The sequence below is a fragment of the Sphingosinicella sp. genome (assembly GCF_041916975.1).
Classification (GTDB): Bacteria; Pseudomonadota; Alphaproteobacteria; order Sphingomonadales; family Sphingomonadaceae; genus Sphingosinicella.
Genome location: NZ_JAYRYK010000001.1, coordinates 3,985,214 through 4,005,398, shown reverse-complemented (window position 1 = coordinate 4,005,398; position 20,185 = coordinate 3,985,214). Strand labels below are relative to the sequence as shown.

The following is a 20,185-nucleotide window of genomic DNA, read 5'->3' as shown; positions in this document are numbered from 1 at the left end:
TCTCAGTCCCGCATGTAGACGCGCTTCCCCGCAAGCCACGTCTCCAGCACCTTCACCTTCCAGATATCCCCGGCGGGCATCTTGAAGATATCGCCGTCGACGAGGATGAAGTCGGCCCACTTGCCGGGGGTCAGCGTCCCCACGCTGCGTTCCTGCTGCCCCGCATAGGCTGCGCCCGTCGTGAAGGCCGCGAAGGCCTGCTGCAAGGTCAGTGCCTCGTTCGCATACCAGCCTTTCGGCGGCTGCCCGTCGCGGTCCTGCCGCGTGACGGCGGCGTGAAGGCCATAAAACGGATTGGCGGGCTCGACCGGGAAGTCCGACCCACCCGCGATGCGCGCGCCGCTGTTCACAAGCGATTTCCACGCGTAGCCGCCCTTGATCCGCTCGGGCCCCACCCGGTCCTCCGCCATGGCCTTGTCCGAGGTGGCGTGCGTCGGCTGGATCGAGGCAATGATGCCGAGCTTCGCGAACCGGCCGATGTCATCGGGCGCCAGGATCTGCGCGTGCTCGATGCTGGGGCGCACCAGCGGCTGGCCCATCTTCTGGATGTCCGCGAACGCGTTCAGCACCTCGCGGTTCGCCTTGTCGCCGATGGCGTGGACGTTCACCTGAAAGCCGCGCATCGATGCGGCCGCGATCACATTGCGCAGCTTCGCACCCTCGATGATCATCAGGCCGGTGTTCTCGGGATCATCGCTGTAGGGTTCCAGCATCGCTGCACCGCGCGAGCCAAGCGCGCCGTCCGCGAGCAGCTTCACCGTGTTCAGCGCAAGGCGATCCTCAAAGAGCCAGCCGGTCGGTCCCTTCGGCGCGATCGCGCGCAGGGCATCCGCGCCGCCCGCCATGGCAGAGATGCGCGCGGTGAGCTTGCCGTCCTGCGCAAACTGCTCGTAGAGCACCCACGTCGCCGGATCGATGCCCGCATCATGAACGCCGGTGAGCCCCACCGAAGCCATGATCTGGAGCGCCGTTTCAAGCGCGGCGGCGTTTTCCGCGGCGGTCGGCGGCGGCACCTTCTTCTCGACAAGCGCCATCGCCGTATCGACGAGCACGCCGGTCGGCTTGCCGTTCGCATCGCGCTCGATGCGTCCACCTGCGGGGTCGGGCGTTTTCGCGGTGATGCCGCTCGCCTTCAGGGCCGCCGCATTCGCCCAGCCCGCGTGACCATCGACGCGGGACAGCCACACGGGCCTGTCTGCCACGGCGATGTCGAGTTCTTCCGCGGTCGGGAACCGGTCGAGCCCCCAGCTCACCTGATTCCAGCCACCGCCGACGATCCATTTCCGGTCGGGGTTCGCCGCAGCGTATGAGGCAATCTTCGCGAGCGCCTGATCGATGCTTGTCGTGTCCGAAAGGTCGATCTGCAGCGCGAGAAAACCAAGGCCCATGACATGGCCGTGCGCGTCGATGAGGCCAGGCAGCAGCGTCCTGCCGCCGGCATCGACGACATCGCCATCCGCCTTCTCGCCGGGTTTCAGCAGGCGCTCGACACGTCCGTCGTCGCCCACGATGAGCCCGCTGAACTTTGCAAGGCGCCCGATATCGTCGAGCGTATAGCCGTTCGCATTGAGGATGACGGTCCTCGCATCCGCGGCACCTGCCGAAAGGAGAACCGCAAGCGCGAGCGCGATCCGCATGGTCCTTATCCCCTGAACCGTCTGAGCAGCGAGGACGTGTCCTGCCGCCCTCCGCCCATGTTCTGGACATCGGCATAGAACTGGTCAACCAGCGCGGTAAGCGGCATCGAAAGCCCGATGCTCCGCGCTTCGCCGAGCACGAGCGACAGGTCCTTGCGCATCCAGTCCACCGCGAAGCCGAAGTCGTACTCGCCCTTGATCATGGTGGGCGCGCGGTTCTCCATCTGCCAGCTCTGCGCCGCGCCCTTCGAGATCACGTCGACGACGGCATTCGCATCGAGCCCCGCTTCCATCGCGAAGTTCATCGCCTCGGCAAGGCCCTGCAGCACGCCCGCGATGCAGACCTGGTTGACCATCTTCGTGAGCTGCCCCGCCCCCGCCGGCCCCATCAGGCCGATGCGCTGCGCATAGGCCTGCATCACCGGTTCGCCGCGCGCGAAGCTCTCCGTATCGCCGCCCACCATGATCGTCAGGCGGCCGTTCTCGGCGCCAGCCTGACCGCCCGAAACCGGCGCATCGAGCACGCCGATGCCGCGTGCCGCGCCCGCCTCGGCAAGTTCGCGCGCGATGGCGGCGGAAACGGTGGTGTGGTCGATGTAAAGGCTCCCCGGCGCCATCGCGCCGAACGCGCCGTCCGGCCCCAGCGTCACGGCGCGCAGATCGTCGTCGTTGCCGACGCAGGTGAGCACAATCTCGGCGTCCTTAGCAGCCTCTGCGGGCGTTTCTGCAAGCGCGCCGCCGTTCGCGGCGACCCACGCCTCCGCCTTCGCTCGCGTGCGGTTGTAGACGGTAACGTCGTGGCCCGCCGCCTTCAGGTGCCGCGCCATCGGCGCACCCATCACGCCCATTCCGAGAAATGCGACCCGCGCCATCGGCAGACTCCTGTTCAATCCGTTCGCGCGGCTTGGTAGCCGCTGTTTGCCTCGGCTTCCAGATCGGCTATGGCGCCGGTGCAAATTTCGTATGTCAGGATGACAAGATGGGCGATTCTCAGGGTGTGGCGGCTTTGCCGGTGACGTTTGCCGATATCGAGGCAGCGCACATGGCGATCATGCCGCACATCGTCCGCACGCCCTGCCTGAAATCGCGCACGCTGTCCGATATCGTCGGCGCCGAGGTGTGGCTGAAGTTCGAAAACCTTCAGTTCACCGCCGCCTACAAGGAGCGCGGCGCGCTCAACACACTGCTGTCGCTCACCGACGCGCAGCGGAAGAAAGGCGTCATTGCGGCCTCCGCCGGTAATCACGCGCAGGGCATCGCCTATCACGGCACGCGGCTCGGTATCCCGACCACGATCGTGATGCCGCGCTACACGCCCGTGGTGAAGGTGCAGCAGACCGAAAGCCATGGCGCGGAAATCATTCTTCACGGAGACAACTACGACGAGGCCTACGCCCGCGCCCGCGAGCTTGAGGTCGAGCGCGGTCTCACCTTCGTGCACCCGTTCGACAACCCCAAGGTCATCGCCGGGCAAGGCACGGTCGCGGTCGAGATGCTCACGGACGCGCCGAAGATCGATACGCTGGTCGTGCCGATCGGCGGCGGCGGGCTCATCTCGGGCATGTCGATCGCAGCACGCGCGATGCGCCCCGACGTCGAAATCGTCGGCGTGCAGGCGGCTCTCTATCCCTCGATGGCCGCAAAGATGAAGGGCGAAACCCTGCCCTGCGGCGGCGACAGCATCGCCGAAGGCATCTCGGTCAAGGAGCCGGGCACGATCACGCAGGGCATTGTCCGCGCGCTCGTGAAAGACATCCTGCTCGTTGACGAGTCCAAGCTCGAACAGGCGACAGCGATGCTGCTCAACATCGAAAAGACCGTTGTCGAAGGCGCGGGCGCGGCAGGCCTCGCCGCCCTCCTCGCCTACCCCGAGCGCTTCAAGGGACGCGTCGTCGGCCTGCCGCTCACCGGCGGCAACATCGATACACGTCTGCTCGCGAACGTGCTGCTCCGCGATCTCGCCCGCGCCGGCCGCCTCGCGCGGCTGCGCATCCGGCTCAACGACCGGCCGGGGCAGCTTTTCGGCGTCGCGCGCATCTTCGACGACATGCAGGTCAACATCGTCGAGGTGTACCACCAGCGCGTGTTCACCAACCTGTCGGCGAAGGGCATCTATGCCGACATCGAGTGCGAAACGCGCGACCGCGACCATCTGGAGCGGCTGATCGCGACGCTGAAGGACAGCGGCTACGAAGTGTCTTCGGTCGAGATCGCCTGAAGCGCGCAATGGCCGATATCTGCATCCTGACGCCGGACAGCGGTTACGCCGACTCTGTGCCCCGCGCCGAGAACGAGCTTCGCGCGGTCCTTGGGGAAGCCGTGCGTTTCCAGCCGTGGACGGCCCCGCTCCCTCACGGTGACGGCATCGTCCTGCCGCTCCTCGCATGGGGCTACCAGTCGCGCGGCGCCGACTGGTCGGCAGCGCTCGACACGTGGGAGGCGGCTGGCATCCCGATGGCGAACCCGGTGCCGCTGATGCGCTGGAACACCGACAAGCGTTACCTCTTCGATCTGGAGGCGAAGGGCGTGCCGGTGATCCCCACGGCCTTCGCACAGGCGCTTTCGGACGTGGACATGGCCGAAGCGCGGGCACGCTTCGGCGACACGGTGATCGTGAAGCCGCCGGTATCGGGCGGCGCCGATGGAACCTACCGTCTGGCGCCCGGCGACCCCATACCCGCGGACGTGGTAGGGAAACCGATGCTGATCCAGCCGATGATGGCGGCGATCGCCACGGAGGGCGAATATTCGCTGTTCTACTTCGGCGGCGCGTTCAGCCACGCGATCCTCAAGGTGCCGTCCGCCGGTGACTTCCGGGTGCAGGAGCAGTTCGGCGGGCGCGAGATCACCGTCGAAGCTTCCGAAGACGCCCGCGCGGTAGCCGAACAGGCGCTGCGCGCTGCGCCCGGCGAAGCCCTGTACGCGCGCATTGACATGGTGCGCGGTGCAGACGGCGGGCTGCGCCTGATGGAGCTTGAGCTGATCGAGCCCGCGCTCTTCCTGTCGCACGCCGCCGATAGCGGCCGCCTGTTCGCAGAAGCGCTTAGCGCCCGCTTAACCCTCTGAGGGCTAGACTTGGCCCCGCAATGGCCAGTCGTCACCTCCGTCCCGCCGCGAACGCGCGTCCCGTCATCCGGCGGCGCGCGCGACAGACGCCGCGCGGCGTCCGGCCGGTGAACGTGCAGTGGAAGGTCGCCTACGCCGACTTCGCCACCGCGATGATGGCCTTCTTCATGCTGCTCTGGCTCATATCGAGTTCGGAGAAAGTCTCGCTCCAGGGCATCGCCGACTACTTCACCCCCTCTGTCGCAGCGCCCGCAGCCGGTGCGGCCGCCGAAGGCGATGTCGCGTTCGCGAGCGGCGGCCCAGAGCCCGTCTCGCTCGCGCCCAGCGACAAGACCCGCGCCCGCGCCGACGCCCTGCTCCGCGACATCCGCACGGCCTTTGCCGCCGACCCGGACTTAGCGCCACTTGCCGACAACGTCCTCCTCGAACCGGCCGCGGACGGCGTCCACATCCAGCTCACCGACACCGCCCTCCGCCCGATGTTCGCGGAGGGCAGCGCCGTGCCGCTGGCGCCCGACGCATTCCGCACCGTCGCGGCACGCATCGGCACCCTGCCGAACCGCATCGCCGTCGAAGGGCACACCGACAGCGCAGGCGAAGGAGATGATTGGCAGCTATCCGCGCGCCGCGCGATTGCCGTGCGCGACATCCTTGCGGCTGGCGGCGTCCCAGCGGACCGCTTCGCCGCCGTGACGGGCCGTGCCGCGAGCCAGCCACTGCTGCCCGATGCCCCTGCCCGGCCCGAGAACCGGCGCATCACCATCATCCTGCTCGATGAACCACCCGCGCTCGCTCCCAGCGCTGGGCGACGAGCCGTGCAGGCGATGCCTTCCCAAACCGGCAACATCGCACCATAATTCGCAGCCGTGACTGACCAAACGTTCCGATTCCCGCGATTTTTCGTGACAGCGCCAAGCCCCTGCCCCTATCTGCCGGGCAAGCTGGAGCGCAAGGTCTTCACGGAGCTGCGCGGCGAAGACGCAGTGGAGCTCAATGAGGCGCTGTCGCGCATCGGCTTCCGGCGCAGCCAGAACGTCGTCTACCGACCGAGCTGCGAGGGCTGCAACGCCTGCGTTTCCGTGCGCGTCCTCGCGCAGCGCTTCGCCCCAAGCCAGACGCAGCGCCGCATCCTGCGCCGCAACGACGATATCGAGGTCAGCATCTGCGAGCCGTGGACAACGCCCGAGCAGTTCGATCTGCTCCGCGCCTACCTCGGCCAGCGCCACCCCGAAGGCGGCATGACGCGCATGGACGCGTACGACTATGCGGAGATGGTCGAGCAGACGCCGGTCAACACGCTCATCATCGAGTATCGCGAGCCGATGGTGGACGGTCGGCAGGGACGCCTCATCGGCTGCTGCCTCACCGATCGGCAGGCGGACGGGCTTTCGATGGTCTACAGCTTCTTCGATCCCGCACACCCCACGCGCTCGGGCCTCGGCACCTTCATCATCATGGACCACATCCGGCAGGCCGCCGCCGCCGCGCTCGATTACGTATACCTCGGCTACTGGATCGAGGGCTGCGAGCGCATGAGCTACAAGACCCGCTTCCGTCCGATCGAACGACTCACGACGCGCGGATGGAAATCCGTGGAGGCCTCCGAAACCTTCGCCTGAACGAGCTGTGCCGAAAACGCGGCAGGCCGAACGGAACGCCGTTCCCGTCCGTCCGCCGGGGCATTTCATCGCCGTGGCTGTTGTCTCACCGCAGGGTCCGGCCAACCTTTGCCGTGCCGGGGGGCGAACCGGACAGACGAAGGTGATTGAAATGAAAATCGAAAAGCTCCTTGGGGCGGCGCTCGGCGCCGTGATGGTAGCGGGCGTTCCTGCAGTGGCCTTTGCCCAGAGCGCAGACGCGCCGCCGACGATCGACACCAACGGCGACGGCAAGCCCGATGCGTGGGATACGAATGGCGACGGCAAGGCCGATGCGTGGGATACGAACGGCGACGGCAAACCCGATGCGGTCGATGCTGACGGCGACGGCAAGCCCGACGCTCAGTAACGGAAGCCTGCGACGCCGGACGTTGATCCGGCAGCGTTCTCCCTCTCCGTATGCCCTGGATGCGCCGGTGGATCACGTGATCCGCCGGCGTTTTTCATGGCTACAGGTTCGGCCGAAGCCAGCGTTCCGCTTCCTCGACAGGAACGCCGCGCCGCGCCGCGTAATCCTCGAGCTGATCGCGCCCGATCCGCGCGACACCGAAATACGACGACTCCGGATGCGCGAAATAGAAGCCGGAAACACTCGCGGTGGGAAGCATTGCAAGCCCTTCCGTGAGCATGATGCCGGTCGCCGCCGTTGCGCCGAGCAGGCGGAAGAGTTCGGGCTTCAGCGTATGATCCGGGCAGGCCGGATAGCCAGGCGCCGGGCGGATGCCCATGTAGCGTTCCTTGATCAGCTCTTCGTTCGTCAGCCGCTCGTCGGGCGCATAGCCCCAGAGTTCGCGACGCACGCGCTCGTGGAGATATTCGGCAAAGGCTTCGGCGAGACGATCGGCGAGCGCCTTCAGCATGATGTCCGAATAATCGTCATGCGCGCGGCGGAAGCGTTCGGAATGAAGGTCGATCCCCTCCCCGCCCGTCACCGCGAAACCGCCGATCCAGTCCGCCTCCGGCGAGATGAAATCGGCAAGGCACATGTTATGGCGGCCCGCGCGCTTCTCAATCTGCTGGCGAAGCATGGCGAAGCGGCCGATCGCGTTCGTGCGGCTCTCATCCGAGAACACAACGACATCGTCGCCCTCGCGCCGCACCGGCCAGAAGCCGACGACACCGCGCGCGGTAAGCCAGCGTTCGCCCGCGATCTGCGCGAGCATCTTCTCGGCGTCCGCGAACAGCGACCGCGCACTTTCGCCGACAATCTCGTCATCGAGAATGGCGGGGTAGTTGCCAGCGAGTTCCCATGCGCGGAAAAACGGCGTCCAGTCGATGTACGGGATCAGCGTGTCCACCGTCACATCGTCGATCACGCGGGTGCCCGAGGTGGCGGGCTTCACCGGCGGATGCGCCGAGAAATCGGCCGGAAAACCGTTCGCGCGCGCGTCGGCGATGCTCACCAGCCTGCCTTCGCCCCGGCTCGCACGCTCCTCGCGGATCATCGCGTATTCGGCGCGCGTCTCGTCGACGAGCTTGCCCTTCATGTTGTCGGAGGTGAGCGCGCTCGCCACGCCGACGGCGCGGCTCGCATCGAGAACATGCAGCGTCGGCCCCGAATAGACCGGTTCGATCTTGAGCGCGGTATGCACGCGGCTCGTCGTCGCGCCGCCGATCAGCAGCGGCATCGTGAACCCCTCGCGCTCCATCTCGGCCGCGACCGTCACCATCTCGTCGAGCGACGGTGTGATCAGGCCCGAAAGGCCGATCATGTCGGCGTTTTGTTCACGCGCGGTTTTCAGAATGGTCTGGAACGGCACCATCACGCCAAGGTCGATGACCTCGAAATTGTTGCACTGGAGCACGACGCCGACGATGTTCTTGCCGATATCGTGAACGTCGCCCTTCACGGTCGCCATCACGATACGACCCTTGGCACGCGATCCCTCGTCCTTCTCCGCCTCGATGAACGGAATGAGATGTGCCACCGCCTTCTTCATCACGCGCGCCGATTTCACCACCTGCGGCAGGAACATCTTGCCCGAACCGAACAGGTCGCCGACCACGGACATGCCCGCCATCAGCGGACCTTCGATCACCTCGATCGGACGCGCGAACTGCTGCCGCGCTTCCTCGGTGTCGTCGATCACATGCGCGTCGAGGCCCTTCACCAGCGCATGTTCAAGGCGCTTCTGCACCGGCAGCGTCCGCCATTCCTCGGTTGCCTTTTCCGCCGCCTGGCCGACACCGCCACGGAATCGCTCGGCGATCTCCAGCAGGCGCTCGGTCGCATCCGGGCGGCGGTTGAGCACCACGTCCTCGCATGCCTCGCGGAGTTCGGGATCGATCGTGTCGTAAACGTCGAGTTGCCCCGCGTTGACGATCGCCATGTCCATGCCCGCCGGAATGGCATGAAAGAGGAATACGCTGTGCATCGCCCGGCGCACGGGCTCGTTGCCCCGGAAGCTGAACGAGAGATTTGAAAGCCCGCCGGAAATATGCACGTACGGACAGCGCTTCCGGATTTCACGCGTCGCCTCGATGAAATCGACGCCGTAGTTGTTGTGCTCCTCGATCCCTGTCGCCACAGCGAAGATGTTAGGGTCGAAGATGATATCCTCAGGTGGGAATCCGTTCGCGGTGAGCAGCTTGTACGCGCGCTCGCAAATCTCGACCTTGCGCGCAGCGGTATCCGCCTGCCCCACCTCGTCGAACGCCATCACGACGGCGGCGGCACCATAAGCGCGTACTTTCCGCGCCGCCTCAAGGAAAGCTTCCTCGCCTTCCTTCATGCTGATCGAATTCACGATCGGCTTGCCGGTCACGCACTTAAGGCCCGCCTCGATCACGCTCCATTTCGAGCTGTCGATCATCACCGGCACGCGGCTGATATCGGGCTCGGCCGCGAGCAACTTCAGATAGGTCTCCATCGCCTGTTCTGAATCGAGCAGGCCCTCGTCCATATTGACGTCGATGATCTGCGCGCCGTTCTCCACCTGATCGCGCGCGACCTCGATGGCGGTTGTGTAGTCGCCCGCCATGATCAGCTTCTTGAACTTCGCCGAGCCGGTAACATTGGTGCGCTCGCCGATATTCACAAAGCGCGCGGTGTTGTCTGTCATGATGTTCAGTTCAGGCGAGTGTGAAAGCGTCGAGCCCAGCGAGGTGCATCGCCGGTTCGGGGTGCGGAATGGCGCGGGGCGGCAGGCCCTCCACGGCTTTCGCCATCGCCGCGATGTGTGCGGCGGTCGTGCCGCAGCAGCCGCCGACGATGTTGATGAGCCCGGACTCCGCCCATTCGTGGATCATGCCGCCTGTCGTATCCGGCGCTTCGTCGTACTGGCCGAGTTCGTTCGGGAGCCCCGCGTTCGGATAGACCATCACCAGCGTATCGGCGATGCGGGAGAGCGCCTGCACGTGCGGGCGAAGTTCCTTCGCGCCGAAAGAGCAGTTGAGCCCGATCGTCACCGGCTCGGCATGGCGCACGGCGTACCAGAACGCCTCGACCGAATGGCCCGAAAGATTGCGGCCCGACATGTCGGTGATCGTCATCGAGATCATCATCGGGATACGCTCGCCGCGCGTTTCGCCGAGTTCGATGATGCCCATGATCGCGGCCTTGGCGTTCAGCGTGTCGAAGATCGTTTCAATGAGGATGAAATCCGAGCCCGCATCGAGCAGGGCTTCGGCCTGTTCCTTGTAAACGTCTTTCACCTCGTCGAACGACACCGCCCGGAAACCGGGGTCGTTCACATCGGGTGACAGCGACAGCGTCTTGTTCGTCGGCCCGATGGCACCCGCGACAAACCGGGGCTTTCCGTCCCGCGCGGTCGCGGCATCCGCTTCCTCGCGCGCGATGCGTGCAGCGGCGTGGTTCATCTCCGCGACCAGGTGCTCGGCGCCGTAATCCGCCTGGCTGATCCGGTTGGCGTTGAACGTGTTGGTCGCAAGAATGTCCGCGCCCGCATCGGCATAGCCGCGCGTGATCGCGCGCACGATGTCGGGGCGGGTCAAGACCAGAAGATCGTTGTTGCCCTTCTGATCGTGGCCGAGATCGTAATTGCCGCGATAGGCCGCCTCATCCAGCCCATAGGTCTGGATCGCCGTGCCGAACGCGCCGTCGTTGATCAGGATGCGCTTTGCGGCTTCCGCGCGAAGTCTTTCCGCTGCATTCGTCATGCCGCGCGCTTTCCGAGCATATGGCAGATCGCATAGCTGAGATCCGCACGATTCAATGTGTAGAAATGGAATTCGCGAACACCACCCGCATACAGGCGGCGGCAGAATTCGGCGGCAACCGTGGCGGCGACGAGACCGCGCGCGGCGGGCCGTTCCTCAAGGCCGTCGAACAGTCGTCCCATCCACCCCGGAATCGCTGTGCCGCACATCTCCGCCATGCGTTTCGTCTGCGCGAAATTGCTGACCGGCAGGATGCCCGGCACGATCTCGGCGTTCAGCCCGGCGGCGGCGGCGTTGTCGCGGAAGCGGAAATAGGTTTCGGGCTCGAAGAAGAACTGCGTGATCGCGCGGTGTGCGCCCGCGTCCAGCTTGCGCTTCAGATTGTCGAGATCCTGCGCGATGCTCGCGGCTTCAGGGTGCATTTCCGGATAGGCGGCAACGCTGATCTCGAAATCCGCGACGCGGCGAAGCCCCGCGACGAGCGCGGCGGCGTTCTCGTATCCGTCTGGATGCGGCACGAATCGTTCGCCCGCGCGCGGCGGATCACCGCGCAGCGCGACGATATGGCGAACGCCCGCGTCCCAATAGGCACGCGCGACATCGTCAATCTCGCCGCGTGAGGCGTCGACGCAGGTCAGATGCGCGGCGGGCGTCAGCGTCGTTTCGCGCACGAGGCGCGAAACCGTGGCGTGCGTGCGTTCGCGCGTCGAACCACCCGCACCGTATGTGACGGAGACGAAACGCGGCTCAAGCGGCTCAAGCGTCTTGATCGAATCCCACAGCGTCTCCTCCATCTTCTCCGTTTTCGGCGGGAAGAATTCGAACGAGACGGCAATGTCGCCGCGCAGATCCGCGAACAAAGGCTGGCGGACGGCGTTCTGCGCTTCCGTCATCTGGTCGAGCGTCAGGATCATGCCGCTTTCCTTTTCGCGAGCGGGGCCTTTTCCCCAAGCCAGATGCTGACGGTCAACGTGCCCCCTTTCAGATGATCAACAACACGGCCTTCAAGACCGCTTTCGCGCATCCAGCCGAGCACCGCCTCGTCGGCGAAACCAAGGCGCGTGTGCGCGTGATTCGAACGCAGTTCCTCAAGCGTGTGCGGCGCGAAATCGATCACGAGCAGTCGCCCGCCCGGCGCGAGCACGCGCCCCGCCTCGGTGATCGCGGCCGCGGGATTGTCCGCATAGTGCAGAACCTGGTGCAGCAGCACGGTATCGATGCTGCCGTCCGCCTGCGGCAGCGCATACATATCGGCCTGCCGCACCTCGCAGTGCCCGAGCCGAGCCGCTTCCAGCTTGCCGCGCGCGACGCGGAGCATGTCCGCACTGCGATCGACGCCGACCGCGCCCTGCGATCCGGGCGCGAGCAGTTCAAGCATCCGCCCCGTTCCCGTGCCGATATCGAGCAGATAGCCCACGGGCCGCGCCGCAAGCGCGCGCAGGATCGCGGCCTCGACCTCGCCATCGGAGACGTGCATCGAACGAATGCCGTCCCAGCCCTCGGCATGGGCATCGAAATAGCTGTGCATTTCCGCAACGCGGCGCGCACGAATCTCGTCGAGCCGCCGCGCGTCGGCGGCGACGGCAGCACTGCCGTCCAGCATACGATCCAGAAGCGCGCCGACCTCGCCCGCGAGCCCCGCGCCTTCGATCCGCAGGAAAACCCATGCGCCTTCCTTGTGCCGCACGAGAAGCCCCGCCTCAGCGAGAATGCGCACATGCCGCGAAACACGCGGCTGCGATTGCCCCAGCACCTCGGCCAGTTCACCGATCGACAACTCCATCGACCGCACGAGCGCCATGATCCGAAGCCTTGACGGATCGGCGAGAGCACGGAAAAGGTCGAGCGCAGGCTGCATAAAAAGGGATATAAAGATATCTTTATATGTGGTCAATGAACGAAATACGTTGTCACGCCCTATCGGGGAACTCTACGTTCCGCGCCTTGTCGCCCAGCGTTATCCGGGAAGCCCTATGTCCGCTCGCATCTTGTCTTTCACCGCCCTGATCGCCGCACCGCTTCTGGCCGGCTGCGTAACGACGCCGGGAGGCGTTTCGGAAGCGGAACTGGACCGGTTCGAAAAGACCAACCGGGCGATCTATTCGTTCAACAAGGGCGTCGACACGGCGGTCATCAAGCCGGTGACGCAGGGCTACCGTGCCGTCGTCCCCGGCATCGCACGCCGCGGCGTCTCGAACGCGCTCGACAATGTCGACGAGCCGCTGTCGTTCATCAACGCCGTGCTGCAGGGCAAGTTCAAGGTGGCCTTCCGCGCCGTCGACCGTTTCATGATCAACTCGACGTTCGGCGTCGCCGGCCTCTTCGATCACGCCACCGAGATGGGCCTTCCCAAGCAGGAAGAGGATTTCGGCCAGACGCTCGCAGCGTGGGGCGTCGGCTCCGGGCCCTATATCATGCTCCCCCTGCTCGGCCCCTCGACGCTTCGCGACACCGTCGGCTTCGGCGTCGATTCGGTGACGGACCCGTGGCCGAAATTCCAGAAGCATGTTGCGGGCCTCAATGGCACCGAGCGGATCGGCGTCACCGCCGGCGAGGCGATCGATCTGCGCTCGCGCCTCATCGATACTGCGGACCCACTGCTCGCCACGGCGCTCGACGAATATGCGACGGTCCGCGCCGCCTATCTCCAACAGCGCCTCAGCGATATCTACGATGGCGATCCGCCGGAAGACAATTTCACGCCGACCTTCGACGAAGAGACCCCGTCCGGGGCCGTGCCCAGTGAAAATGTTGCGGCGTCCGATCCCGCGGATAGCCCCGTACCCGCTGCAGACGAAGCACCTGCACCCGAATCTGAAGCGGACGAGCCCAAGGCCGAAACCGTCACGCCGTAGGGGTGTGGATGCCGACCGCGAATCGCGCCGGCCAGTCTTCTCATACGGAATTTATCCTGCCGAATCCGATACCTGCGGCATTTCGGACGGCGTCCGCCACACGTGGGCCGGATCGGCCGGCGCCTCGCGCGCATTGCCGCCGTGAAGAATATCTATTGTTTTACAAGACATTAAGCCCGCACTCATGAAGCAGGCGGCGGATCGCGGAAGTTCTTCACAAAAATATTTTGCACAGCGGCATCAAAACTCTTCCCACAGACAAGGTTTTCCGTGACAATCCGCGCCGCTCCCATTATTGGGCGCAGGGTCAATACAAACTGTTCTAGGGGAACAAGTCGATGCGCAATGTTACCAAGGGTTTCGCAGCTCTCGCGCTCGTCGCCGGCCTCGGCCTCGCCGCTTGCAGCGAGAAGACCGAAGAAGCCGCCGACGCGACCGCGGATGCCGCGGCTGAAGACGCTGCTGCTGCTGCTGATGCCGCTGTCGCCGAGACCGACGCTGCGATGGAAGCGACTGCTGACGCGACGGCCGACGCCGCTGCCGGCGCTGCTGACGCCGCTGCCGGTGCCGCCGACGCTGCTGCCGGCGCTGCCGACGCTGCTGCGGACGCCGCTGCTGCGACGACCGAAGAAGCTGCTCAGTAAGCTTTACTGACAGTTCGGAAAAAGAACGGGCCGCATCTTCGGATGCGGCCCGTTTCTTTTTGTCCGTCATCGATTTGGATTGGTGATGGAAAAGAAAAAGGCCGCCGGGTCGCCCCGACGGCCTTTCCTTTGACTGTGGATGGCTGGACTTAGAAGTCCATGCCGCCCATGCCGCCCATGCCACCCGGCATGCCGGCAGGCGCAGGCTTGTCTTCCGGCAGCTCGGCGATCGTCGCCTCGGTGGTGATGAGCAGGCCAGCGACCGACGCAGCATCCTGCAGCGCGGTACGCACGACCTTCGTCGGATCGACGACACCGGCCTTCACCAGGTCTTCGTAGGTGTCGGTCTGCGCGTTGAAGCCGAGCTTCTCATCCTTGGCGTCGATCAGCTTGCCCGCGATGACGGCACCATCATGACCGGCATTCTGCGCGATCTGACGAACCGGCGCCTGCAGCGCGCGGCGGATGATGTCGATGCCGCGGGTCTGGTCGTCGTTGGCACCCGAGAGGCCTTCGATCGCCTTGGTCGCGTAGAGGAGCGCCGTACCGCCACCAGGGACGATACCCTCTTCAACGGCCGCGCGCGTGGCGTGCAGCGCGTCGTCGACGCGGTCCTTCTTCTCCTTCACCTCGACTTCGGTGGCACCACCGACCTTGATCACGGCAACGCCGCCGGCGAGCTTGGCAAGGCGCTCCTGGAGCTTCTCGCGGTCGTAATCGCTGGTCGTCGTCTCGATCTGGGCACGGATCTGCTCGACACGGCCCTTGATCTGCTCACCGTCACCGGCACCATCGACGATCGTGGTGTTGTCCTTGTCGATCGTGACCTTCTTGGCCTGACCAAGCATGCCGAGCGTGACGTTTTCGAGCTTGATGCCAAGGTCTTCGCTGATCATCTGACCGTTGGTCAGGATCGCGATGTCCTCCAGCATCGCCTTGCGGCGATCGCCGAAGCCCGGCGCCTTCACAGCCGCGACCTTGAGGCCGCCGCGCAGCTTGTTGACGACGAGCGTCGCAAGCGCTTCACCCTCGATGTCCTCGGCGATGATGAGGAGCGGACGACCGCTCTGCACCACGGCTTCAAGGATCGGCAGCATGGCCTGAAGGTTCGAAAGCTTCTTTTCGTGAATCAGGATGTGCGGATTGTCGAGTTCGACCTGCATCTTCTCCGGGTTCGTGATGAAGTACGGAGACAGGTAACCACGGTCGAACTGCATGCCTTCGACCGTCTCCAGCTCGCTGGTGAGGCCCTTGGCTTCCTCGACGGTGATCACGCCTTCCTTGCCGACCTTCTCCATCGCTTCCGCGATCATCTTGCCGACTTCGGTGTCGCCGTTCGCCGAAATCGTGCCGACCTGGGCGATCTCGTCGGAGCCCGCGACCGCCTTGGAGCGCGAAGCGAGGTTCTCGATGACCTTGCCGACAGCGAGATCGATACCGCGCTTCAGGTCCATCGGGTTCATGCCGGCCGCGACCGACTTCATGCCCTCACGGACGATCGACTGGGCGAGCACCGTTGCGGTGGTCGTGCCGTCGCCGGCGATGTCGTTGGTCTTCGAGGCCACTTCGCGCAGCATCTGCGCGCCCATGTTCTCGAACTTGTCCTTGAGCTCGATTTCCTTAGCGACCGTCACACCGTCCTTGGTGATGCGCGGAGCGCCGAAGCTCTTGTCGATGACGACGTTGCGGCCCTTCGGCCCCAGCGTGACCTTCACCGCATCGGCGAGGATATCCACGCCGCGAAGGATGCGCTCACGCGCGTCGCGGCCGAATTTTACGTCTTTGGCTGCCATGATTGACTACCCTTTCCCTGGGATCTGAAACGAAAAAAGCGCGTTCTCAGCTGACGATGCCGAGAATGTCGCTTTCCTTCATGATGAGCAGGTCTTCGCCGTTGACCTTGACTTCGGTGCCCGACCACTTGCCGAACAGAATGCGGTCACCCGCCTTCACGTCGAGCGGCGAAACCTTGCCCTCTTCGTTCTTGGCGCCAGCGCCGGCGGCGACGACTTCGCCTTCCTGCGGCTTTTCCTTGGCGGTATCCGGGATGATAATACCCCCGGCGGTCTTTTCGTCAGCCTCGATGCGGCGGACCAGCACGCGATCGTGCAGAGGACGGAAGCCCATTCGTGTCACCCTCTCGTTCAAGTTTCGAATTCGGATATTAGCACTCACACGCAGTGAGTGCCAACGCGATGGGATATGTGCCCCACCCCCTGGGGTGTCAACGGTGGCCATGAGAATTTTTTTGTAACCCGGTGGGGGCTATCCTTGGCCTTCAAGCCCCTTGCCGCTACACCGGCTCAGCCCATTTAAGGAAGCACCATGGCGATCCTGCGCGGTTTCTGGCGATTTCTGGTTGGCGTCAAGGATGCGCTGGCGCTCCTTTTCCTGTTGCTGCTGCTGTTTGCGTTCCTCGCGCTCAGGCAAGGTTCGGCCCCGGTCAACGTGCCGGAAGGCGGCGCGCTCGTGCTCAATATCGACGGCTATGTCGTCGATCAGGCCACGGACCCCGATCCGCTCGCGATGCTGACGGGCGGCCCCAGCCTCCCCGGCGAGACCGAGGCTGCGGATGTGATCCACGCTATCAACGCGGCCGCGAAGGACAAGCGTGTCAAAACGCTGGTCCTCGATCTTGATGGCTTCTGGGGCGGCGGCCTTGCGAACCTGCAGTCGATCGGCTCCGCGCTCACCGCGTTCAAAACCAGCGGCAAGAAGGTCTACGCCTTCTCCTCCGCTTACCTTGACGACGGCTACTACCTCGCCGCGCACGCCGATGAGGTATGGCTCGCGCCCCTCGGCGCGGTGCTGCTCACCGGCCCCGGCGGGTCGGGCCTCTATTTCAAGGACGCGCTCGACAAGCTGAAAGTCGACGTCAACGTGTTCCGTGTGGGCACCTTCAAGTCGGCGGTCGAGCCCTTCACGCGCACCGAAGGCTCGCCCGAGGCGAAGGCCGCCGATCAGGCGCTCGTCGACAGCCTCTGGGAAACCTGGATGACGGACGTCTCGACGCGCCGTAAAAGCGCCGATGTCCGCACCTACATGCAGTCCCTCCCCCGCCTGCTCTCCGCGTCGGGCGGCGGCTTCGCGCAGGCCGCGCTCAAGGGCGGCATGGTCGATCACATCGGCACGCGCGTCGCGTTCGGCGAGATGCTCGCGAAGGTCGTGGGAAGCGGAGACGATGGCGCGCCGGGCGGCTTCAACGGCATCGCGCTTGCCGACTATCACTATGCACATAGCGGTGCAGGGTCGATGGGCGGCGGTGATGCCGTCGGTATCGTCTATGTCTCCGGTGAGATCGTCGACGGCGAGGCGCCGTCCGGCACGGCAGGCGGGCAGACCATCGCAGGCCTTATCGACGAGGCGCTGACCGACGACAGCATCAAGGCGCTCGTCGTGCGTATCGATTCCCCCGGCGGCTCGGTCACGGCCTCGGAGCAGATTCGCGAGGCGTTGATGACCGCGAAGTCGCAGGGCCTGCCCGTCGTCGCCTCGTTCGGTCCAGTTGCGGCGAGCGGCGGCTACTGGATCGCGACAGCGGCCGACGAGATTTATGCGCAGCCCTCCACGATCACCGGCTCGATCGGCGTGTTCGCGATCATCCCGACCTTCCAGCGCACGCTCACCGAACTCGGCATCAACGCCGACGGCGTGAAGAGCACGCCCTTCTCGGGCGCACCCGACGTGCTCGATGGCATCACGCCCGAAGTCGGCGCGCTGCTGCAGGCCTCGGTAGAGGATATGTACGCCCGCTTCATGCGGATCGTCGGCGCGGCGCGGAAACTTCCCGTCGAGCGCGTCAACGCCATCGGCCAAGGGCGCGTGTGGGACGGCGGCACGGCGCGGCAACTGAAGCTCGTCGACCATTTCGGCGGCCTCGATGCCGCGGCCGATGCCGCTGCGAAGCGCGCCGGGTTGCAGCCGGGCAAGGTCCGGACCGTGGATGTCGAGGTCGCGCCGCCGATCCCGCTGCAAGTGCTGAATAGCCTGTTCAGCAGCGACAAAGGCGAAACCGCGCCGCCCGATGCGCTCACGCGCCTCGCGCGCGTGCAGCAGTTCAGGAGCCTGTCGATGCTCGCGGAAACCAGCGCCATCGCCTCCGGCCCCTCGATGCAGGCACGCTGCATCGCTTGCACGGGATTGCGCCCCGTGTCGGCAGTGGCGAAGACACCGCCGCCCACGTGGTTGAAGTGGCTGTTTCACTGATCGGGAGCCCTCGGCCGCAGCGGCTCTTCTGTATGCCCCGTGCCACAGTGTGACATTTTCGTCGATATTAGGAAGATGTTTGTCGAATCCGTACAATATTACGGAGCTGTTCTGGCGTATGAGGCCGCAGATGCGGGGATCGTGCCGCGAGGGGCTGGGTAAGAATGGACGAGGACAGAGGACGTGAGCCAGTCTCTACGCATAACCGTTGGCACGGTGATGCTGGTGCCGGTGGTCGCAGCTTTCCTGCTCACCGGTTTCCCGGCCAAAGCTGCCGCTAAAGATCAGACGGCGCATCTCGCCGACCCGGGCGTACACACCCGTATCGATGAAAACGTCAGACAAAGCTGCCGCAATGAACGGCAGGGCAGCGTCGAGCATTCGATCTGCCTCGCCGAACGCCGCAAGGATGCGTGGCGGAGCGCAGCCGAAACGCAGCGAGACAACCGCAAGCAACCAGCGCTTTCGCTGCGCTGAAGCGAGCCGCCGTCAAACCAGGATCAGACCTGCCGGGATCAGACGTGGATAGCTTTGCCTTCCACGGCCATCGCCGCTTCCTTCAGCGCTTCCGAATGCGTCGGGTGTGCGTGGCAGGTGAGCGCGATATCCTCGCTTGAAGCCCCGAACTCCATCGCCTGCGCGGCCTGCGCGATCATCGTGCCGGCCAAGCTTCCGACGATGTGAACGCCAAGCACGCGGTCGGTGGCCGCGTCTGCGATCACCTTCACGAAGCCGTCCGTGTCGCGATTGGTCTTGGCGCGGCTGTTGCCCGCGAACGGGAACTTGCCGACCTTGACCGTGACACCCGCCGCTTTCAGCTCGTCCTCGGTCTTCCCGACGCTCGCCGCCTCCGGCATCGTGTAGACGACCGCGGGGATCACGTCGTGGTTCACATAGCCGACACGGCCCGCCAGGAAATCCGCAACCGCGACGCCTTCGTCTTCCGCCTTGTGCGCAAGCATCGGCCCCGGCGTCACGTCACCAATCGCATAGATGCCGTCTACAGCGGTTTCAAACTTATGGCCGACCTCGATCTGGCCGCGCGCATTCAGCGCCACGCCCGCCTTGTCGAGATCGAGGCCTTCGGTGTTCGGACGGCGACCGATGGAAACGAGCACTGCGTCCGCTTCCAGCGTTTCCGCCGTGCCGCCCGCCGCAGGCTCCACCGTCACCGCGGCTGTGCCCTTGGCGACCTTCACGCCCGTCACCTTGGTGCCCGTGCGGAACTCCATGCCCTGCTTCTTCAGAAGGCGCGCCATGTCCTTGCGCACGTCGCCGTCCATGCCGGGAAGGATCTGATCGAGATATTCCACGACCGTGACCTTGGCGCCGAGGCGCATCCACACCGAGCCGAGCTCGAGACCGATCACGCCCCCGCCGATGACAACCAGGTGCTTCGGCACCTTAGGCAGCGACAGCGCGCCCGTGGAATCGACGACGACCTTCTGGTCGATCTCGACACCCGGCAGCGGCGTCACCGAGGAGCCCGTCGCGATCACGATCGACTTCGCCGTATACGCCGTTCCGCCGACGTCGATGCTGTTCTTGCCCGTGAACCGCGCAAGACCCTTCAGCCACGTCACCTTGTTCTTCTTGAACAGGAAGGCGACGCCGTCGGTCAGCCCCTTCACTGCTGCGAGCTTCTCGTCCAGCATGGCGTTCAGGTTCAGCTTCACGCCCGCGGTTTCAACGCCGAACTTCGCAAGGCTGCCGTCTGCCGCGTGCGCATAGAGTTCCGAGGCGTGGAGGAGCGCCTTCGAGGGAATACAACCGACGTTGAGGCAGGTTCCGCCCAGCGTTTCGCGGCTTTCGACACAGGCCACCTTGAGCCCATTCTGCGCAGCCCGAATGGCGGCGACATAGCCGCCGGGGCCTGCACCGATCACGATCACGTCGAACTCTTCAGCCATCGTCAACCTTGCCTGTTCTATGTGGGAGTCACGGATTCGTGCCGCTCTTACCGCAGTGGGTGGCGATTTAGAAGCGAACATGAAATGATA

At 65.0% G+C, this 20,185-nt stretch carries 18 protein-coding genes; 9 read left to right on the top strand and 9 right to left on the bottom strand.

Annotated features, from left to right (window positions below; all coding sequences use genetic code 11):
- Window positions 1–2: 2 nt before the first annotated feature.
- Both ACE3TJ_RS18795 and ACE3TJ_RS18790 read right to left on the bottom strand, forming a co-directional pair.
- Window positions 3–1,637, bottom strand: a complete 1,635-nt coding sequence (locus ACE3TJ_RS18795; protein ID WP_374598949.1) for an amidohydrolase — start codon at window positions 1,635–1,637, stop codon at window positions 3–5.
- Between the two features lie 5 nt (window positions 1,638–1,642).
- Window positions 1,643–2,593, bottom strand: coding sequence for an NAD(P)-dependent oxidoreductase (locus ACE3TJ_RS18790; RefSeq protein WP_374598947.1), 951 nt, complete (start codon window positions 2,591–2,593; stop codon window positions 1,643–1,645).
- Window positions 2,594–2,616: 23 nt separating this feature from the next.
- Here ACE3TJ_RS18790 and ACE3TJ_RS18785 point away from each other — a divergent pair, with 23 nt between their 5' ends.
- The 5 genes from ACE3TJ_RS18785 (at window position 2,617) to ACE3TJ_RS18765 (ending at window position 6,710) form a co-directional block, all read left to right on the top strand.
- Window positions 2,617–3,855: a threonine ammonia-lyase gene (locus tag ACE3TJ_RS18785; protein ID WP_374598945.1), complete on the top strand. Its 1,239-nt coding sequence runs from the start codon at window positions 2,617–2,619 to the stop codon at window positions 3,853–3,855.
- An 8-nt stretch (window positions 3,856–3,863) separates the two neighbouring features.
- Window positions 3,864–4,703 carry a RimK family alpha-L-glutamate ligase gene (locus tag ACE3TJ_RS18780; RefSeq protein WP_374598943.1) on the top strand — a complete coding sequence of 280 codons (840 nt, stop codon included), beginning with the start codon at window positions 3,864–3,866 and terminating at the stop codon, window positions 4,701–4,703.
- A 20-nt stretch (window positions 4,704–4,723) separates the two neighbouring features.
- Window positions 4,724–5,560 carry a flagellar motor protein MotB gene (locus ACE3TJ_RS18775; RefSeq protein ID WP_374598941.1) on the top strand — a complete coding sequence of 279 codons (837 nt, stop codon included), beginning with the start codon at window positions 4,724–4,726 and terminating at the stop codon, window positions 5,558–5,560.
- Window positions 5,561–5,605: 45 nt separating this feature from the next.
- On the top strand, window positions 5,606–6,322 hold the full coding sequence (locus tag ACE3TJ_RS18770) for an arginyltransferase (RefSeq protein WP_374598939.1): 717 nt from the start codon (window positions 5,606–5,608) through the stop codon (window positions 6,320–6,322).
- A 151-nt stretch (window positions 6,323–6,473) separates the two neighbouring features.
- Window positions 6,474–6,710, top strand: coding sequence for a hypothetical protein (locus ACE3TJ_RS18765; protein WP_374598937.1), 237 nt, complete (start codon window positions 6,474–6,476; stop codon window positions 6,708–6,710).
- Window positions 6,711–6,810: 100 nt separating this feature from the next.
- Here ACE3TJ_RS18765 and metH read toward each other — a convergent pair whose 3' ends face one another.
- The 4 genes from metH to ACE3TJ_RS18745 are packed head-to-tail and all read right to left on the bottom strand — an operon-like array spanning window position 6,811 to window position 12,338.
- Window positions 6,811–9,423 carry a methionine synthase gene (metH, locus tag ACE3TJ_RS18760; protein ID WP_374598935.1) on the bottom strand — a complete coding sequence of 871 codons (2,613 nt, stop codon included), beginning with the start codon at window positions 9,421–9,423 and terminating at the stop codon, window positions 6,811–6,813.
- 10 nt (window positions 9,424–9,433) lie between these two features.
- Window positions 9,434–10,480 (bottom strand): homocysteine S-methyltransferase family protein, encoded by a 1,047-nt coding sequence (locus ACE3TJ_RS18755; protein ID WP_374598933.1) that lies wholly within the window; start codon window positions 10,478–10,480, stop codon window positions 9,434–9,436.
- Complete coding sequence (metF, locus tag ACE3TJ_RS18750) at window positions 10,477–11,394, bottom strand: methylenetetrahydrofolate reductase (RefSeq protein ID WP_374598931.1); 918 nt, start codon at window positions 11,392–11,394, stop codon at window positions 10,477–10,479. The genes ACE3TJ_RS18755 and metF overlap by 4 nt, the downstream gene beginning before the upstream one ends.
- Window positions 11,391–12,338: an ArsR/SmtB family transcription factor gene (locus ACE3TJ_RS18745; protein ID WP_374598930.1), complete on the bottom strand. Its 948-nt coding sequence runs from the start codon at window positions 12,336–12,338 to the stop codon at window positions 11,391–11,393. The genes metF and ACE3TJ_RS18745 overlap by 4 nt, the downstream gene beginning before the upstream one ends.
- Window positions 12,339–12,453: 115 nt before the next feature.
- On the opposite strand from ACE3TJ_RS18745, the gene ACE3TJ_RS18740 reads away from it, so the two are divergent.
- Both ACE3TJ_RS18740 and ACE3TJ_RS18735 read left to right on the top strand, forming a co-directional pair.
- Window positions 12,454–13,335 carry a VacJ family lipoprotein gene (locus ACE3TJ_RS18740; protein ID WP_374598928.1) on the top strand — a complete coding sequence of 294 codons (882 nt, stop codon included), beginning with the start codon at window positions 12,454–12,456 and terminating at the stop codon, window positions 13,333–13,335.
- A 338-nt stretch (window positions 13,336–13,673) separates the two neighbouring features.
- Window positions 13,674–13,979: a hypothetical protein gene (locus tag ACE3TJ_RS18735; RefSeq protein ID WP_374598926.1), complete on the top strand. Its 306-nt coding sequence runs from the start codon at window positions 13,674–13,676 to the stop codon at window positions 13,977–13,979.
- A gap of 149 nt (window positions 13,980–14,128) precedes the next feature.
- Here the strand turns inward: ACE3TJ_RS18735 and groL are convergent, their stop codons facing one another.
- Window positions 14,129–15,772 (bottom strand): chaperonin GroEL, encoded by a 1,644-nt coding sequence (gene groL / locus ACE3TJ_RS18730; protein ID WP_121048034.1) that lies wholly within the window; start codon window positions 15,770–15,772, stop codon window positions 14,129–14,131.
- 46 nt (window positions 15,773–15,818) lie between these two features.
- Entirely contained in the window at window positions 15,819–16,106 is a 288-nt protein-coding gene (gene groES / locus ACE3TJ_RS18725; RefSeq protein ID WP_121048033.1) for a co-chaperone GroES, read from the bottom strand.
- Between the two features lie 198 nt (window positions 16,107–16,304).
- On the opposite strand from groES, the gene sppA reads away from it, so the two are divergent.
- Together sppA and ACE3TJ_RS18715 are read left to right on the top strand one after the other, a co-directional pair.
- Entirely contained in the window at window positions 16,305–18,185 is a 1,881-nt protein-coding gene (gene sppA / locus ACE3TJ_RS18720) for a signal peptide peptidase SppA (RefSeq protein ID WP_374598923.1), read from the top strand.
- Between the two features lie 183 nt (window positions 18,186–18,368).
- On the top strand, window positions 18,369–18,662 hold the full coding sequence (locus ACE3TJ_RS18715; protein WP_374598921.1) for a hypothetical protein: 294 nt from the start codon (window positions 18,369–18,371) through the stop codon (window positions 18,660–18,662).
- Between the two features lie 38 nt (window positions 18,663–18,700).
- On the opposite strand, the gene lpdA is transcribed toward ACE3TJ_RS18715, so the two are convergent.
- Window positions 18,701–20,095, bottom strand: a complete 1,395-nt coding sequence (gene lpdA / locus ACE3TJ_RS18710; RefSeq protein WP_374598919.1) for a dihydrolipoyl dehydrogenase — start codon at window positions 20,093–20,095, stop codon at window positions 18,701–18,703.
- Between the last annotated feature and the right edge of the window lie 90 nt (window positions 20,096–20,185).

Bases quoted from the DNA above. Each gene is read 5' to 3' on its own strand.
- ACE3TJ_RS18775 (WP_374598941.1), top strand. From the start codon at position 4,724: ATGGCCAGTCGTCACCTCCGTCCCGCCGCGAACGCGCGTCCCGTCATC.
- ACE3TJ_RS18795 (WP_374598949.1), bottom strand. From the start codon at position 1,637: ATGCGGATCGCGCTCGCGCTTGCGGTTCTCCTTTCGGCAGGTGCCGCG.
- ACE3TJ_RS18755 (WP_374598933.1), bottom strand. From the start codon at position 10,480: ATGACGAATGCAGCGGAAAGACTTCGCGCGGAAGCCGCAAAGCGCATC.
- metF (WP_374598931.1), bottom strand. From the start codon at position 11,394: ATGATCCTGACGCTCGACCAGATGACGGAAGCGCAGAACGCCGTCCGC.
- metH (WP_374598935.1), bottom strand. From the start codon at position 9,423: ATGACAGACAACACCGCGCGCTTTGTGAATATCGGCGAGCGCACCAAT.
- sppA (WP_374598923.1), top strand. From the start codon at position 16,305: ATGGCGATCCTGCGCGGTTTCTGGCGATTTCTGGTTGGCGTCAAGGAT.
- ACE3TJ_RS18765 (WP_374598937.1), top strand. From the start codon at position 6,474: ATGAAAATCGAAAAGCTCCTTGGGGCGGCGCTCGGCGCCGTGATGGTA.
- groL (WP_121048034.1), bottom strand. From the start codon at position 15,772: ATGGCAGCCAAAGACGTAAAATTCGGCCGCGACGCGCGTGAGCGCATC.
- ACE3TJ_RS18785 (WP_374598945.1), top strand. From the start codon at position 2,617: ATGGGCGATTCTCAGGGTGTGGCGGCTTTGCCGGTGACGTTTGCCGAT.
- ACE3TJ_RS18780 (WP_374598943.1), top strand. From the start codon at position 3,864: ATGGCCGATATCTGCATCCTGACGCCGGACAGCGGTTACGCCGACTCT.
- ACE3TJ_RS18745 (WP_374598930.1), bottom strand. From the start codon at position 12,338: ATGCAGCCTGCGCTCGACCTTTTCCGTGCTCTCGCCGATCCGTCAAGG.
- ACE3TJ_RS18740 (WP_374598928.1), top strand. From the start codon at position 12,454: ATGTCCGCTCGCATCTTGTCTTTCACCGCCCTGATCGCCGCACCGCTT.
- groES (WP_121048033.1), bottom strand. From the start codon at position 16,106: ATGGGCTTCCGTCCTCTGCACGATCGCGTGCTGGTCCGCCGCATCGAG.
- ACE3TJ_RS18735 (WP_374598926.1), top strand. From the start codon at position 13,674: ATGCGCAATGTTACCAAGGGTTTCGCAGCTCTCGCGCTCGTCGCCGGC.
- lpdA (WP_374598919.1), bottom strand. From the start codon at position 20,095: ATGGCTGAAGAGTTCGACGTGATCGTGATCGGTGCAGGCCCCGGCGGC.